Below are 17,428 nucleotides of genomic sequence, written 5' to 3' on the forward strand. Positions count from 1 at the left end.
GGAAATTTTGCTTGGGATTGTAATCTTTAAAGACTACTTTTGATTTAATTGACACACCGCAAGTTAATAAACTTGCCGAATATGGGGAGCTCTCGGGCTCCCTTATTTGTATAAAAAAATTAGGGCTGTATCACTTTTGAGACAGCCCCATTTTGCTTTTATATAAATGTTGTAACCTTAATCAAACTCAGATGTAAAGAACAGCTTAACGCTTGGGTATTTTTGCTGTGTCATCTGTATTGAAAATTCTGAATCGGCAAGAAAAACAAGCTGGTCATATTTGTCCTTTGCAAGGAATTTTTGCTTGATGCGCTTAAATTCGGCGAACTCTTCATTTTTAGGATCTTCGGGCTTTACCCAGCAGGCTTTATAGGCAGGGAAATTCTCATAGCTGCATTTTGCGCCATACTCGTGCTCCAGCCTGTATTGTATAACCTCATACTGTAACGCACCCACAGTACCGATAACCTTACGGTTGTTCAGCTCCAGGGTAAAAAGCTGCGCCACACCCTCGTCCATTAGCTGGTCGATACCCTTTTCAAGCTGCTTGGCTTTCATCGGGTCGGCGTTGTTAATATAGCGGAAGTGTTCCGGGCTAAAGCTTGGTATGCCTTTAAATGCCATTTGTTCGCCCTCGGTAAGCGTGTCGCCTATCTTAAAGTTACCTGTATCATGCAGACCTACAATATCTCCCGGATAAGAAATATCAACGATTTCTTTTTTCTCGGCAAAAAAGGCATTTGGGCTGCTGAACTTTAGGTTCTTGTTGTGGCGCACGTGCAGGTAAGGCTTGTTGCGCTCAAACTGCCCCGACACTATTTTAATGAACGCCAGCCTGTCGCGGTGCTTGGGGTCCATGTTGGCGTGTATCTTGAATACGAATCCCGAAAATTTATTTTCATCAGGCTGAACGGTGCGGGTATCACTGTCTTTTGGCCTGGGCGATGGTGCTATTTCTATAAAGCAGTCCAGCAGTTCACGAACACCAAAGTTATTTAATGCCGAACCGAAAAACACGGGCTGCAGTTTACCATCAAGATACTGCTGGCGGTCGAAAGCGGGGTACACTTCAGATATAAGCTCCAGTTCTTCACGCAGCTTATCTGCCGGTTTTGCACCGATGAGCTTGTCAAGCTCAGGGTTATTAATATCGTCAAAGGCAATGGTTTCCTCTATGTTCTTGCGGCTGTCTCCGCTAAACAGGTTAATGTTCTTTTCCCAGATATTATATATACCCTGAAAATCATACCCCATACCGATAGGAAAACTAAGCGGTGTAACGGTAAGCCCCAGTTTTTGTTCTACCTCGTCCATCAGGTCAAAAGCATCTTTACCTTCACGGTCAAGCTTGTTTATGAAAACCAGCATGGGTATGTTGCGCATACGGCAAACCTCTACCAGTTTTTCGGTTTGTTCCTCAACACCCTTTGCCACGTCTATTACCACAATAACACTGTCAACCGCGGTAAGGGTACGAAAGGTATCCTCGGCAAAATCTTTGTGGCCGGGGGTATCTAATATGTTTATCTTTTTGTCTTTATAATTAAAGGCAAGCACCGATGTAGCAACTGATATACCACGCTGGCGCTCAATCTCCATAAAGTCGGAAGTTGCGCCCTTTTTTATCTTGTTGCTTTTTACGGCTCCGGCCTCCTGTATGGCGCCACCAAATAGCAGCAGCTTTTCGGTAAGCGTTGTTTTACCCGCATCGGGGTGCGATATAATGCCGAAGGTGCGCCTTCTTTTAATTTCGTCAGTAAAACCCATTATAAAATTTAGCTGTTACATTTAAAAACCGTGCAAAAATAGGGTTTATATTCTGTAAAACATAGTTTTGTATAAATTGGATATATTTGGGAAATTATACATGCAAATTTATATTATCTAATTATTATAAATCGGATTATGTCTAACATATGTTATTACGTTCTCAAGAACAGATATGTCAAAAACAATTCCTCTGCAAAGCCAATTTATGCTATAATAACCAGAGATACCTTTGAACCATATCTTTACGCTGATTCAGAAACTTTCGAAGGACCATTTTTAAATTTAAATATTTTAAAACAGAATTCAAAGTTAATAAAGGAACTCAAAATTACCGATCCCAAACAATATGCAAAAATTATCAGAACCGAGAATTTCATTAACTCTAAGTACTTAATCGAGATACCAGATGGGAAGACTTACAGTTTTGATTTTGTAGATTTATTAGAGCATGGCACGAAAGGGAGTGTAAAAGATTCTAAAAGCCAAGGAGGTCATTTTTATATGCCAAATAATATCAGGATAATTGAAACATTAAAAGTTGACGTTAAAGGCGTTTTGGAGGCAAAAATAGCTATTCGCAACCAAAATACTGATAAATGGGTCAGTAAAGAAAAAGAAACCACACTGTTTCCATTATCATGGGATTTACAAAAATATTTTGATGAGTGTGACTATACTGTTAAACATAAAATTAAAATAGGAGAATATAAATTTTCTTCTACAACTACTTGTGGAATTCCAGTTGAAATAATTTTAAAAGAAGGTAAATTGATAAGTATCTATCCTTTGCTAACATTGAGCTAATAATTTTTTTCATGTAAGCATTTTACTCTTATATTACTGAAAACACTATTTTTACATCTATTGTTATAATTGCTTAAGAAAGAATGTGCCAATAAATGAATTATACCTGCCTGACAAATAAGTTATTAAGGTGGTTGCCAAGTTTGCTGCTTGTATTGTGTGGCTTAAAACTGCACGCCCAGCAGGAGCCGCAATACAGCCAGTATATGTATAACACCCTTACGGTAAACCCGGGCTATACAGGCAGCACAGGCGGGCTTGATGCCATACTGCTGCACCGCTCGCAGTGGATTGGTATGGATGGCGCACCGCGCACGCAGGCGCTTGCAGTGCATTCCCCTGTGTGGAACGAAAGGGTAGGGCTTGGCCTTAGTGCGGTTAACGACAGGATTGGCCCGGCAGATGAGTTGTATATTGATGGTAATTTTTCTTACACACTGTATTTAGGCATGCAGGGCAGGCTGGCATTCGGGCTTAAGGCCGGGGCACGCATACTGAATATTGACTGGAGCAGGGGGCGCTATTACCAAGAGGGCGATCCGCTTTTAAATACCAACATCAATAACAGGGCTGCCGCTACCATAGGCTCCGGGGTTTACTATTATACCGATAAATGGTATGCAGGGGTATCAGTACCCAATTTTATCCGCGATAATTATTATGACGATATACAGGAAACGGTGGTTTCTGACAGGCTGCACTATTACTTTATAGGTGGTTATGTGTTCGACCTTACAGGGAGCATTAAGTTTAAGCCTGCCGTGCTGGGCAAGGTTGTTTCGGGCTCGCCCGTAACGGTAGATGCTTCGGCAAACTTCCTGTTCCAGGAAAAGTTTACATTTGGAGCTTCTTACCGTTGGGACGATTCGGTTAGTGCGCTGGCGGGTTTCCAGATAACAGAGCAGTTGTTTGCAGGTTATGCCTTTGATTATTCGGTAACAGAACTGAATAAGTATAACGATGGCTCTCATGAGTTTATACTGCGTTTTCAGCTAATGCCCAAAACAGCACGGATAAAATCGCCGAGGTTCTTTTAAAACTACCAGCCATGAAAAAGTATCTGTTTTTAGCCGTACTGCTCCTTACATCCCTGTTTGCTTCCGCACAGTATAAGTTAGAGAAAGCCAATAAGCTGTATGATGAAATGGCTTATACCGCCGCCGCCGAAGCCTATGAAGATTATGTGAAGGGTGCTAATCCTTCAACATCTACGCGAATGAAGATAGCCGATACTTACTATTATATAAACAGGTTTACGGATGCAGTAAAATGGTATGAAAAGGGCAAGGCCGATAAATTAGATGATGACCATTTTAACCGCTACATACAGTCGCTACGCAGCCTGAAGCAGTATGAAAAGGCAGATGAACTCCTTGCCGCAAAGCTGGGCAAAAGCAAAAAGCCTGAACTGCTGCAAAACTTCCTGAAACAGAAAAAACAGTTAGACAGCATCAATAAATACGGAACGGTATATACCATTGACACGCTGAATATAAATTCACGCAAGTCTGATTTTGGAACTGCTTTTTATGGGGATAAAGTTGTTTATTCTTCTGCTAAAGATACTGCCCATCTGGGTGGCAGGGTTTATAAATGGAACGAGCAGCCGTTTCTGGACTTATATGTCGCCGACCGAGATACCGCTACCGGAGCGCTTATCAATGAGCAAAAGTTTATGCCCAAGAGCCACACCCGCTACCATAATGCATCGGTTGCTTTTGCATCCGACGGGCAGACGATTTACTACAGTACCAATACCGTTAAAAAAAGGGATAAACTTAACAATGCAAGTAACGGTACCAACAATCTCCGGATAAGCAGGGCTACAATTTCGGGTGATGAACTTATCAATGAAATGGTGCTGCCTTTTTGTAATATAAAATATTCGGTGGCACACCCGGCCTTAACAGAAGATGGAAAATGGCTCATTTTTACAAGCGATATGCAGGGCGGTCTTGGTGAAACCGATTTATATGCCGTGGCTATAAACGATGATGGCACTTATGGCAAACCTGTTAATTTAGGGGAGCAGGTAAACACGCCAGGCAAAGAGATGTTTCCGTTTGTGAGTGGCAATAGGCTTTATTTTGCTTCCAACGGCCACTATGGGCTGGGCGGACTTGATATTTTTATGTGTACTATCTCTGATGATTTAAACGTAGGGGAGCCTGTAAACCTCGGTTCATCTATAAACAGCAATGCCGACGATTTTGCCTACATAACAGATGCAACAGGCCGATACGGTTATTTTTCGTCTAATCGTGAGGGCGGCATGGGCGATGACGATATTTATTATTTTACCCGTAAAGAGGAGCATTCGTGCCTTCATACCCTTACGGGAATTATAACCGATGCTACCAGTAAAAAACCGATTGAAGGCGTTACCATAAAAGTTGGCGATGTATATGGAAATGTAGTAGGTACAGGTGATGTAATTACGGATACGGAAGGAAGGTATATAGTAGAGGAGGTGCCTTGTAATTTGTTTATCATGGCAGGTGCTTTTAAAAAAGGATACAGTACTGATACGGATGATGTTACTACGCCGGGTGCACCATCCGGAGAAGTGAAAATTGACTTTCAGTTAGTTAAGTATGATAACCTCATTACGAAAGAGAATAATGTTGCTAAAATAAAGATTGACCCTATATACTTCGATTTTGATAAGTATGACATAACACCGCAGGGAGCGCAGGAGCTGGATAAGGTAGTATATGTAATGCAGCAGTTTCTGGATATAATTATAAAAATAGAGTCGCATACCGATTCGCGCGGCAGCGATGACTATAATATGGTGCTTTCTCAAAACAGGGCTGATGCTACTTATAATTATATTATAGCTAAGGGTGTAAATGCAGGGCGAATAGAAAGCGTTAAAGGCTATGGCGAGTCGCAGTTGCTTAACCAATGCAGCAATGACGTGCCGTGTACCGATGAAGAGCATCAGCTAAACCGCCGCAGCGATTTTATAATAGTTTCGGGGGGAGAGTAGCCCGCACTATTTATTTTCAATGTTTTGCAATAATACTTATTGTATAATCTTAATGAATTGTTACTTTTGTTGGTCGCAAAAAATGCCGTTGTGCATACTATATGCATAAGGGCTGCGTTTACTAACCGTATTTAAAGAGTTATAAAATTTTAAAAATAATGAATTTTAAAAAGGTTCTTTTAGGTTTATCCCTGTTTGTTACTGTTGTTTCTTTCGCACAGCAGGCAAAAAAAGAGGTGTTATTTACAATAGACGGTACACCGTATTACACTGACGAATTTATAAGGGTTTACAACAAAAACCTCGATCTGGTTAAAGACGATTCGCAAAAAGACCTTAATAATTACCTCGACCTGTTTATAGGTTACAAGCTTAAGGTTAATAAGGCCAACAAGCTTGGGCTTCAAAATGGTAAAAAATACCAGAATGAGCTCAAAAGCTACCGCAACCAGCTATCGCGCAACTACCTTACCGATACTAAAGTTACCAAAGAACTTATAGAAGAGGCCTACAACCGCTCTAAGAAAGAGATAAAGGCATCGCATATATTATTTATGGTAGATGAAAATGCTTCGCCTGCTGATACATTAAAGGCGTATAACAAAGCGCTTGATGTCCGTAAAAAAGCCCTTGCCGGAGAAGATTTCGGTAAACTGGCAGAGCAGTACAGCGAAGACCCTTCCGCTAAAGAAAATAAAGGTGACTTAGGCTATTTTTCTGTTTTCAGGATGGTTTACCCGTTTGAAACGGGTGCATACAACACTCCTAAAGGGCAGGTGTCTAAGCCGGTGCGCAGCCGCTTTGGCTACCACCTTATAAAGGTTAACGATGTTAGGGATAACAGGGGCGATATCACTGTAGCGCATATCATGATACTTATTCCGCGCAAAGAAGATGCCGCCGCCGAAGCAAAAGCAAAACAAACTATTGACGAGATATACCAGAAACTAAAGCAGGGCGAAAGCTTTGAAGCGCTTGCCAAACAGTTCTCTCAGGATAAAACATCTGCTCCGGCAGGTGGTATGCTAAACCGTTTCAGCTCGGGCGAATTAAGCTCTGTTACTTTTGAAGATAAAGCTTTTGCATTGGGTAAGCCCGGTGATTATTCAGAGCCTTTTAAAACCGAGTTTGGCTGGCATATAGTAAAGCTGATAGAAAAACACCCTGCAAAACCTTTTGCGGATGTTGAAGCCGATTTTGAAAACAGGATAAGAAGAGACGACCGCTCTAAGCTGATAGCAGCTTCTATGAATGAGAAGCTGAAGAAAAAATATGCGGTTGAAAGAAACCAGAAGGTTTATGCAAAAGTGCTTAAAGCTTTAGGCAATAAAACAAGTGGGCAAAACTGGGAACTTCCTAAAGATGTTGATACCTACAACCAAACACTTGTAACCATCAATAAAGACAGGAAGCTTACAGCCGAATCTTTTATGAGGTATATGGCCAACAACCAGAAAAGCGCAGCAACTGTATCGCCTGCCTCTAAGTTTGCCGATGTGCTGTATGAAAGGTATGTAGATGAGCAACTGAATGCCTACTATAATGATAACCTTGAGAATGAGTTCCCTGAGTTTGGCATAGTAATGGAAGAATACAGGGACGGCTTGTTGCTGTTCGACCTGATGGAGAAAGAAATATGGGAGAAAGCCAAGACCGATACACTGGGGCTTGAAAGCTTCTACAACAGCCATAAAGCCGATTACCAGTGGAAAGAAAGGGTGGAGGCAGAAGTATATTCTTCTACAAAAGAAGATGTAATTAAAAAGACAAGGAAGTACCTTAAAAAAGGTCAGGATGCCGAATTCATTAAAAAAGAACTGAACACAGAGGCACAGGTAAATGTAATGGAGAAAGCCGGGACATTTGAAACTGACAGCGATGCACTGCCTAAGGCTAAGTATTCAGAAGGTGTTTCGGATGTAATGAAAGATGGTAATTATTACTATGTGGTAAAAACCACAAAGCTGCTGCCTGCAGGTACTAAAACACTTGAAGAGGCAAGGGGCAGAGTAGTTAACGACTATCAGCAATACCTGGAAAGCACATGGGTTGATGATTTAAGGAAAGAGTTTACGGTTAAGGTAAACAAAGATGTTTTTGAAGGAGTTAAAAAAGAGCTTAAACAATAATGTTTAAAAAAGCTGTACTGCTGCTTTCGGCGCTTGCTGTTATTTCGTGTGACAGTTTTAAGGAAGAGCAAAAGCCACAGGCAGTTGCCCGGGTGGGCAACTCTTATCTTTATAAAGAAGATATAGCGGGTATTGTGCCTGCGGGGACTTCTAAAGAAGACAGTATAGCCATTATAAGGAACTTTATAGACAGGTGGGCTTCTAAAAAGCTGCTATATAACGCTGCCGAGGTTAACCTTAGCAAAGAAAAGCAGGAAGAATATAACACACTGGTAAGGCAATACAAGACAGATCTTTTTACCAAGGCTTATATTGAGGAACTTGTAAAACGGAGCGTAGATACAGTTGTAACAGATGCCGACGTAGCTGCTTATTACAACTCGTATAAAGATAACTTCCGTACTACCGAAACGCTGGTAAGGCTAAAGTATATTAAGGTAGATAAAGAGCACCCAAAGTTCAACACTATACGCAGCAGGTTTTTAAGCGGCAACAAAAAAGACCTAAAGGCCCTTCAGGATATGTCGATACAGTTTAAGAGCTTTGCCTTTAATGATACTACCTGGGTAGATATGAACCAAGTGTACACCAAGCTGCCGTTTATAACACCCGATAACAGGAACAAATATATCGGCAACGGCATATCGTATCAATACCCTGACTCTACAGATGTATATCTGGTAAAAGTTTCAAGGGTGCTCGATAAGAATATGGTATCGCCCTATGAATACATAAGGCCTACATTGGTACAGCTTATAATAAACAACAGGAAACTGGAGTTAATAAAGAAACTTGAAAAGGAAATAACAGACGATGCGATTAAAAATAATAAATATGAAGTTTATAAATAGCAGGATTTACCTATTATTAGCCATGTTCTTTATGGCTTTAACCACCGCCGGCGCACAGGAAATTATACCTGAACCGCTTGCAGATACGGTAAAGCCGGCACCTAAAAAGCCTATGGGCAGGGTAAAGGTAGATGGCGTGGTTGCCGTTGTGGGCGACTTTGTGGTACTTGATTCTGATATCGATATTATGTACAGGGAGCTACAGGCGCAAAATATTCCTGTAAAAGATGTTACCCGTTGCGAACTGCTGGGCAAACTTATGGAAGATAAGCTGTATGCCCACCAGGCAATACAGGACAGTATTGTGATAGAAGATGCAGAGGTAAATGACAAGATGAGCAGGCAGATAGACTTTTTTGTAGAAAGGCTTGGCTCTGAAGACAGGATGGTAGAATACTTCCGTAAAAAAGACATTGATGCCTTTAAGCAGGAACTGTTTACCATTACCAAAAACCAAATGCTAACAGAGCGTATGCAACGCAAAATTATTGATGAGGTAGAAATAACACCGGAAGAGGTAAGATTGTTCTTCTCTAAATTTAAAGATGACGAGATACCAAGGTTTGGTGCCGAAATGGAAATTGCACAGATAGTGGTAAAGCCTGAAATATCAGAGGCTGAAAAGCAAAAGGTAATAGACAGGCTTAAGCAGATACGGCAGGATATACTTAACGGTTCCAGCTTTTACAGTAAGGCTGTACTTTATTCAGAAGACCCCGGCTCGAGCTCTAACGGCGGTTATTATAAAATGAACCGTAAAACTCCTTTTGTAAAAGAATTTAAAGATACGGCATTCAGCCTTGCTGAGGGTGAAATATCTGAGCCTGTAGAAACTGAATTTGGCTACCACATCATATATGTAGAAAAGATAAGGGGGCAGGACATAGATGTAAGGCATATATTAATGAAGCCTAAAGTAGGCAACGAAGAGCTAAAGGCTGCCAAAGAAAAAATTGAAAAGATAAGGGAACGTATAATGTCGGGTGAGATAACTTTTGCAGAGGCGGCACGTTCTGAGTCAGATGAAAAAGAGACCCGCAACAGCGGAGGCCTTTTGCTTAACCCACGCACGCTTGAAACACGCTTTGAGCTTACCAAGCTTGAGCCGGAAATCTATAATGAGGTATCAGACCTTAAAGAAGGCGAAATATCAAAGCCTATACTTAATGATGACCCGCGTACAGGCAAAAGCTGGAAGATAATGACGGTTACCAACCGCTATGATGAGCACATGGCAGATTATGCGCTTGATTATACCAAGATTAAAGAACTTGCACTTAAAGAAAAGCAGTTGCAGGTAATATCTAAATGGAGTGACGAAAAAATTAAAGAAACCTATATTAAAGTTGCCCCTGATTACCAGGCCTGCGATTTTGCAAACGAATGGGTGAAATAATTTAGCCGCCCTTCATAAATAGTTAGGTAAACAACAAAAATATTTTTAAGTTTGAAGCTAAGGAATTTTCCTTAGCTTTATTGTTTAAACAGCAGATAAAAACATATGTCAGACGTAGCAGCCGTTCAGCAGTTGGTTCAGAAACAAAAAGACCTGAAAAATGAAATTGCAAAAGTAATTGTAGGGCAGGATGAAGTAATAAACCAGATAGTATTAAGTATCTTTTCGGGTGGGCACGCACTGCTTGTGGGCGTACCGGGGCTTGCTAAAACACTTATGGTAAACACTATTTCCAAAGCGCTGGGGCTCGATTTTAAACGTATCCAGTTTACGCCCGATCTTATGCCGTCTGATATATTAGGCAGCGAGATATTAGATGAGAACAGGCAGTTTAAATTCATCAAAGGGCCTATCTTTTCTAATATAATCCTCGCAGACGAAATAAACCGTACACCGCCTAAAACACAGGCAGCACTGCTTGAGGCCATGCAGGAAAAAGCGGTAACCATAGCAGGTGAGCACCATAAACTATCGTTGCCTTATTTTGTACTTGCAACACAAAACCCGATAGAGCAGGAGGGTACTTACCCGTTGCCCGAAGCCCAGTTAGACCGTTTTATGTTCGCTATAAAGCTGGAATACCCAACTTTTGAGGAAGAGGTACAGGTGGTTAAAAGCACAACGGCAGATACCAATGCAACAGTTAATCCATTATTTACCGCACAGGAAATATTAGACTACCAGCACCTGATTAGGCGCATACCCGTAGCCGACAATGTTATAGAGTACGCAGTAGGGCTTGTGGGTAAAACAAGGCCCGGCAGCCTGTTAGCGAATGATTATGTAAATACCTACCTTGATTGGGGTGCGGGCCCAAGGGCATCGCAGAATTTAATACTGGGCGCAAAGACCAATGCTGCACTTAACGGTAAATTTTCCCCGGATATAGAAGATGTAAGGGCAGTAGCGACAGGCATACTGCGGCACAGGATAATAAAGAACTACAAGGCAGATGCCGAAGGCATTACTGAAGAAGAAATTATTGAGAAGCTGTTTTAACAGCTTCTTTTTTTGGAATAGTATTTGTTTATGATACTATAAGTAAGAAATATTATTCAAATTATTAATAATGTATTAATAGTCTACATTTGTTGCTGTATTGTTAATATATTATTGATAAAAATTTCATAAACAAAATATAAACGTTCTTTTTCCGTTATATATTTGTTATGCATCTAATCTGAAAGAAGAAATGAAACGACTATTAAGAAACCTGCCTGAAATCTTTTTTATAGGTTTAGGCACAGCCTGGGCTGTAGAAAATTTCCTTGCATCCGGGCACATCAATTACATAGCCATACTTATTTCATGGCTGTTGTTCCTGCAGCTTATTTACAAAAACCGTATAGCAGGAATTGTTTATGGTAATATCCTCGGCTTTTTCTCATTATATATGCTTGTAGCGGTATATTCAGAATTCAGAGAGTTTCCAACAATTAACACCGAGGCATGGACATTGTTGTTTTTTGGTGTGGCAGTATTTGGTACTGCGGCTTTTATGGCAGGAAAAATGCTATACAGGTATTTAACTACCAATAAAAAGCACGCCGAGAACGAATTTACTATATCGTTTTAGCTAAATAAACCTATAACTAAAGCCATTTGCAGTAATTTGCAAGTGGCTTTCTTGTTTTACAATCCTAAGTTATTTAGAAATTCTTAAAATAAAGTTCGTATTTTGAGAATTCTTAAAAAACAGGTGCTGTTTCTTAATATAATTGCATTATTTTCGGCAAAATAGAATGTTTATAAATAATAATGAACGTAATTTAAAGAAAGGCTAAAAATTTTTTAGTTGGTTTAAGAATTAGTAATTTTACAGCACTTTTTTACAAACGAACATTAATACTACTTATTTATGGCTTTTGATATTGAAATGATTAAAGAAGTGTATGCAAATATGGCTGCCCGCGTAGATAAAGCCCGCGAGCTTACCGGCCGTCCGCTTACACTTTCTGAAAAGATTTTATATTCTCACCTTTGGGAAGGAACGCCGTCTCAGGCTTTTACCCGCGGTAAAGATTATGTAGATTTTGCACCGGACAGGGTTGCCTGCCAGGATGCTACAGCCCAGATGGCGCTATTGCAATTTATGCATGCCGGTAAAGCTAAGGTAGCCGTGCCTACAACTGTGCACTGCGACCACCTTATACAGGCTAAGATAGATGCTAAAACCGACCTTAAGCGTGCTAAAGAGCAAAGCAACGAGGTTTTCGATTTCCTTTCGTCAGTATCTAATAAATATGGTATTGGTTTCTGGAAACCGGGTGCAGGTATCATTCACCAGGTAGTGTTGGAAAACTATGCGTTTCCGGGCGGTATGATGATTGGTACCGACTCTCACACAGTTAACGCCGGCGGCCTCGGAATGGTTGCCATTGGTGTTGGTGGTGCCGATGCGGTAGATGTAATGAGCGGCATGGCATGGGAACTTAAATTCCCTAAGCTAATCGGCGTTAAGCTTACAGGTAAGCTAAGCGGCTGGACAGCTCCTAAAGATGTTATCCTTAAAGTGGCGGGTATCCTAACCGTAAAAGGTGGTACCGGCGCTATTATAGAATATTTTGGCGAAGGCGCGAGGGCTATGTCATGTACCGGTAAAGGTACTATTTGTAACATGGGTGCCGAGGTAGGCGCAACAACTTCTACCTTTGGTTATGACGAGTCTATGGACCGTTACCTGCGTGCTACCAACCGTGCTGATATTGCCGATGCAGCCAACCAGGTAGCTGAGTACCTTACTGCCGACAAAGAAGTATATGAAAACCCTGAGCAGTATTTTGACCAGGTAATCGAAATAAACCTTTCGGAGCTTGAGCCGCACTTAAACGGGCCGTTTACTCCGGATTTGGCTACCCCTATTTCTCAGATGAGGGAAGAAGCCACCAAGAACGACTGGCCTCTTAACATTCAGGTAGGGCTTATCGGTTCTTGTACCAACTCATCTTACGAAGATATTTCGCGCTCGGTATCTATCGCCAAACAGGCGGCAGAGAAAAAGCTGAAGCCAAAGGCACAGTTTACCATCACACCGGGATCTGAACTGGTGCGTTATACTATAGAGCGCGACGGCTATATTGACACCTTCGATAAAATTGGCGCAACTGTATTTGCCAATGCCTGCGGGCCATGTATTGGTATGTGGGACAGGGAAGGTGCCGAGAAAGAAGAGCGTAACACCATTGTACACTCGTTTAACCGTAACTTCTCTAAGCGTGCCGACGGTAACCCTAACACGCTTGCGTTTGTAGGATCGCCGGAGCTTGTAACGGCACTTGCCATTGCGGGCGACCTGGGCTTTAATCCTAAAACAGACAAACTTATAAACGAAGACGGCGAAGAGGTAATGCTTGACGAGCCTACAGGATGGGAACTCCCTCCGCAGGGCTTTGCTGTTGAGGATAACGGATACCAGTCGCCTGCTGAAGACGGTAGCGGCGTTAAAGTAGTGGTAAGCCCGGAAAGCGAACGACTGCAACTGCTTGACCCGTTTGAACCGTGGAACGGCGAAAACATTATGGGTGCCAAGTTGCTTATAAAGGCTTTTGGTAAGTGTACTACCGACCATATTTCTATGGCGGGGCCATGGCTGCGTTTCCGTGGGCATTTAGATAATATTTCTAACAACATGCTTATTGGTGCGGTTAATGCCTATAACCAAAAAACAAACAATGTTAAAAACCAGCTAACGGGCGAGTATGATGCCGTGCCTGCCGTTCAGCGTGCTTATAAGGCTGCCGGTGTGCCAAGTATTGTAGTGGGCGACCACAACTATGGCGAAGGTTCGAGCCGCGAGCATGCCGCTATGGAGCCGCGCCACCTGGGTGTTAAGGCCGTACTGGTAAAATCGTTTGCACGTATTCATGAAACCAACCTTAAAAAGCAGGGTATGCTGGCGCTTACTTTTGTTAACGAGGCTGATTATGACAAGATACAGGAAAATGATACCTTTAACTTTGTAGACCTTAAGGAGTTTGCCCCTAACAGGCAGCTAACCCTTGAAGTTATTCATGATGATGGCAGCAAAGACACCATACTTTGCAACCACACCTATAACGAAGGCCAGATTGGCTGGTTTAAGGCAGGCTCTGCGCTTAACCTTATTGCAGCAGCCGGCAGGGCTAACGCTTAATAGTATTTTAATATAAATATGAAACCCCTCCGCCGAAAGGTGAGAGGGGTTTTTGTTATTTATATGAGTCACATAGTAATTATGTTTTTAATTACTCAGAATATTAGAATTAAGGATGTTAATAATTAAAGTTGTAATCAAATAATGATTTTTTTACTTTTAATAAAACATTTATCGAATGAGGGATACGATTTTTATTGGACACGCTACACCAGAAGATAATGAGTTTACAATGTGGCTTCAGTCCAAACTTCAGAATGAAGGATATAATTGTGAATGTGATCTGTCGTTTTTATTAGGAGGTGAAGCGGATTATTGGAAAAGCCTTCAAGATATCTTAGAGATCAGTACTATCAAATATATACTAGTCATATCAAAGGTGACATTTGAAAAATCGGGAGTCTTAGATGAATGGGAGCATTGTAAAACAATCGAAAGACAGGAAAAACTTAAGGATTTTATTATTCCTGTAAAAATTGACAACTCATCATATAGTTCGCGAATTGGTTTAAATCGTAGAAATATAATCTCATTTGAAAATAATTGGGCCTCGGGGTTAAAAAAGTTATTAAGAAAATTAGAGTATGATGATGTACCCCGTCAGAAATCTAATTCTCTTTCAGTTAAAGACTGGTTTGATAATGTTTATACAAACTGGTCAGGTATAGATACTGGTGAATCAGATGTTTTCTTCTCAAATTGGATTAAAATTCCTATTACTCCTTCTAAGATATTTTTCTATAAATTCCAAAATGAAGTTCAGGCTAAAGCAGTTTTAAAGAATAATATAATATATCCAGCATTTAGGCATGGAAATGTATTGGTCACTTTTCAAAAAAAATTAAACTATTATCTTGAAGATAATCAATTCGATGTTTATCCATCTCAAATTGTTTCAAAAGATACAGAAGATATATATAATAGATATGATAGTGATGAATTTCCAACTTTTAGCGATTTTAGAAGGTTATTTGTTCGGCTTATGCGAGAATGCTTCGAAAGATATTTATCCGATAAAGATTTACAATTTTTTGATTTATCTACTAGTAGATGCTATTTCCATGAGCATAATCCAGAAAAAAAGATTAAGGGAGAATTTATAGTAAATGATAAACAAAAAAAGATTGGTGTAACTGGAAAATATTATGAATCATTTTGGCATTATGCTATAAGCTTCAAGCCTATACTTTTTCCTGAACTATGTTACAGCCTAAAAAATCATATCATTTTTACTGATGATGGAAAATCTCCATGGAGTGATTCAAAAAAAATGCATAAAGCGAGGCGAGACAAAGGTAAAAACATGAGAAACAAGGAATGGAGAGACCAACAGCTAGCTTTCTTAGCGTCTCTATCTGATAATGACAAAGGAGAATTGGTTATACTTGCTTCTGAAGATGAGAACATTGTGGTTTCAACAACCCCAATTCTCTTTAAGGCCGACTTCAGTTATATAGAACCTAATGATAAAGGTAGGGTAGCATCATTGGATCATTATATTGAGGAAGAAGAATTTTATGAAGAAGAAAATTTTTGATATACATATGAAACTCGACTACATCCACGAACCATTTTTGCTATTCAATTACAACCAAAAGGTAATAGATCCCCGTGACGGACTTACTCTATTTGGACCTTATAATAAAAATAAGGTTAACAATTTCTCGATTGGTATAATAGGGACGTCCTTTGGCAGACAAAAACTTAAATGTTGGTTAGAAAAATTTTCTAAACCTATAATTCCTTTAAAAAAAGATTTTTCAAAACCTTTTTATCCAGGTTTTGAAGCTATTTTCGGAGTTTCAATAAATCCTCATTCAATTATTGAAATTGATATAGAAGAAAATAAATTAAAGGAATTTTATAGATATTCAGACTCACATATTAGAGTTGCCAATATGGTAGACTTATATGTTGACGAATTGGTTGAGTACAAAAAGGATGATGATCGACCACCTGTAAATATTTGGTTTGTTATAATTCCCGATGATGTTTATCTTCATGGAAGAACAAAGTCTAAAGCCGGAGGGAATATTATTAAAGTTGGCATTAAAGATAAATTAAGCCGCACTAGCGCTACCTTATTTGACGAAATTATGCCAGATTTAGTAAAAGATAGGGAGGCATATCAATATGATAATCACTTTCATAATCAACTTAAATTGAAACTTCTCAAACATGAAATTCTTACTCAAATCGTTAGAGAATCCACAATTGCATATAATGAATACCCATACTTAAAAAAAAACAATGAGCCTAAGCGCGATTTGTCAAAGATGGAGACTGACATAGCGTGGAATATTGCCACATCAGTTTATTATAAGATTGGTGGACTACCTTGGAAGTTGGGGACAATAAGAAAAGGTGTTTGCTATATTGGATTAGTTTTCAAAGTAGATTCTCGACAGAAGAGCCATAAATACGCATGTTGTGCCGCACAGATGTTTTTGGATAGTGGTGATGGAATGGTATTTAAAGGGGCAGTTGGGCCATGGTATAATGAAGACACGCGAGAATATCATTTGACTAAATCAGCAGCATTTGACTTACTAGATAAGGCGTTAAAATCTTTTCAAAAATCGAATAATAAAGAATTGCCAAAAGAAGTATTCATTCATGGTCGCACTAAATTTGATGATGAAGAATGGTCAGGCTTTTGTGATGCTGTTAGTGAGTATGATATATCTTTAACTGGTGTAACAATAAAAGATGAGAAAACCTTCAAGCTATATAGAGATAAAGATTTTCCAATATTGAGAGGTAGTTATTACATCAAAGATAAAAATAATGCGTTTCTATGGACTAAAGGTTTTATTCCTAGATTACAGCAGCCTTTAGGTATGGAAACTCCTAATCCATTAACGATATCGTTGATTAGGAATAATGGACGTGTTCCAATAGATACTGTGTGCAGGGATATATTAGCACTAACTAAATTAAACTATAACTCGTGTAGATTTTGTGATGGGTTGCCTGTAACATTAAAATTTGCTAATGTGATAGGTGATATATTAACATCTGGAAAAATTGACGACTTAAAACCAGCATTGCCCTTTAGATATTATATATAATAGTAGAATTACAAAAATTTATTTAATATCGATCTTAAATATCTTAACATTAATCACTATGTCAAAGAACTTCTGCAAAACTACACCGCCTTTCTGTTAGTTTACAGAAGCGGGTTTTTCAGCGCGGAGTCCGTAAAAATTTGTATATCGCACGCGCAACCCAACCCGCTACAACCACTGAAAGAACGGTTGCAGCAGTATGTGGCCGCCATAACAGTAAAAA

At 39.9% G+C, this 17,428-nt stretch carries 12 protein-coding genes; 11 read left to right on the forward strand and 1 reads right to left on the reverse strand.

Annotated features, from left to right (window positions below):
- Positions 1–177: 177 nt before the first annotated feature.
- Positions 178–1,767, reverse strand: a complete 1,590-nt coding sequence (locus KJK34_RS12310) for a peptide chain release factor 3 (protein WP_223054190.1) — start codon at positions 1,765–1,767, stop codon at positions 178–180.
- 138 nt (positions 1,768–1,905) lie between these two features.
- Here KJK34_RS12310 and KJK34_RS12315 point away from each other — a divergent pair, with 138 nt between their 5' ends.
- From KJK34_RS12315 to KJK34_RS12365, 11 genes are all read left to right on the forward strand, one after another.
- A complete protein-coding gene (locus KJK34_RS12315) occupies positions 1,906–2,574 on the forward strand; it encodes an EndoU domain-containing protein (protein WP_223054191.1) in 669 nt (222 codons plus the stop codon).
- A gap of 95 nt (positions 2,575–2,669) precedes the next feature.
- Positions 2,670–3,611 (forward strand): PorP/SprF family type IX secretion system membrane protein, encoded by a 942-nt coding sequence (locus tag KJK34_RS12320; protein WP_223054192.1) that lies wholly within the window; start codon positions 2,670–2,672, stop codon positions 3,609–3,611.
- Positions 3,612–3,622: 11 nt separating this feature from the next.
- Positions 3,623–5,566: an OmpA family protein gene (locus KJK34_RS12325; RefSeq protein ID WP_223054193.1), complete on the forward strand. Its 1,944-nt coding sequence runs from the start codon at positions 3,623–3,625 to the stop codon at positions 5,564–5,566.
- Between the two features lie 158 nt (positions 5,567–5,724).
- A complete protein-coding gene (locus tag KJK34_RS12330; RefSeq protein ID WP_223054194.1) occupies positions 5,725–7,695 on the forward strand; it encodes a peptidylprolyl isomerase in 1,971 nt (656 codons plus the stop codon).
- Positions 7,695–8,546 (forward strand): hypothetical protein, encoded by an 852-nt coding sequence (locus tag KJK34_RS12335; RefSeq protein WP_223054195.1) that lies wholly within the window; start codon positions 7,695–7,697, stop codon positions 8,544–8,546. Before KJK34_RS12330 ends, KJK34_RS12335 begins: the two co-directional genes overlap by 1 nt.
- Complete coding sequence (locus tag KJK34_RS12340) at positions 8,530–9,942, forward strand: peptidylprolyl isomerase (protein ID WP_236937647.1); 1,413 nt, start codon at positions 8,530–8,532, stop codon at positions 9,940–9,942. The genes KJK34_RS12335 and KJK34_RS12340 overlap by 17 nt, the downstream gene beginning before the upstream one ends.
- A 105-nt stretch (positions 9,943–10,047) precedes the next feature.
- Positions 10,048–11,001: an AAA family ATPase gene (locus KJK34_RS12345; protein ID WP_223054197.1), complete on the forward strand. Its 954-nt coding sequence runs from the start codon at positions 10,048–10,050 to the stop codon at positions 10,999–11,001.
- Positions 11,002–11,194: 193 nt separating this feature from the next.
- The gene (locus tag KJK34_RS12350; RefSeq protein WP_223054198.1) at positions 11,195–11,578 is read left to right on the forward strand and encodes a hypothetical protein; all 384 of its coding nucleotides are present in this window, start codon (positions 11,195–11,197) and stop codon (positions 11,576–11,578) included.
- Positions 11,579–11,860: 282 nt separating this feature from the next.
- Complete coding sequence (locus KJK34_RS12355) at positions 11,861–14,134, forward strand: aconitate hydratase (protein WP_223054199.1); 2,274 nt, start codon at positions 11,861–11,863, stop codon at positions 14,132–14,134.
- A gap of 178 nt (positions 14,135–14,312) precedes the next feature.
- Positions 14,313–15,671 (forward strand): toll/interleukin-1 receptor domain-containing protein, encoded by a 1,359-nt coding sequence (locus KJK34_RS12360; protein WP_223054200.1) that lies wholly within the window; start codon positions 14,313–14,315, stop codon positions 15,669–15,671.
- Positions 15,652–17,205 carry an argonaute/piwi family protein gene (locus tag KJK34_RS12365; protein ID WP_223054201.1) on the forward strand — a complete coding sequence of 518 codons (1,554 nt, stop codon included), beginning with the start codon at positions 15,652–15,654 and terminating at the stop codon, positions 17,203–17,205. The genes KJK34_RS12360 and KJK34_RS12365 overlap by 20 nt, the downstream gene beginning before the upstream one ends.
- Positions 17,206–17,428 lie beyond the last annotated feature (223 nt).

It is taken from the genome of Flavobacterium coralii (assembly GCF_019891545.1).
GTDB classification, from domain to species: domain Bacteria; phylum Bacteroidota; class Bacteroidia; order Flavobacteriales; family Flavobacteriaceae; genus Flavobacterium; species Flavobacterium coralii.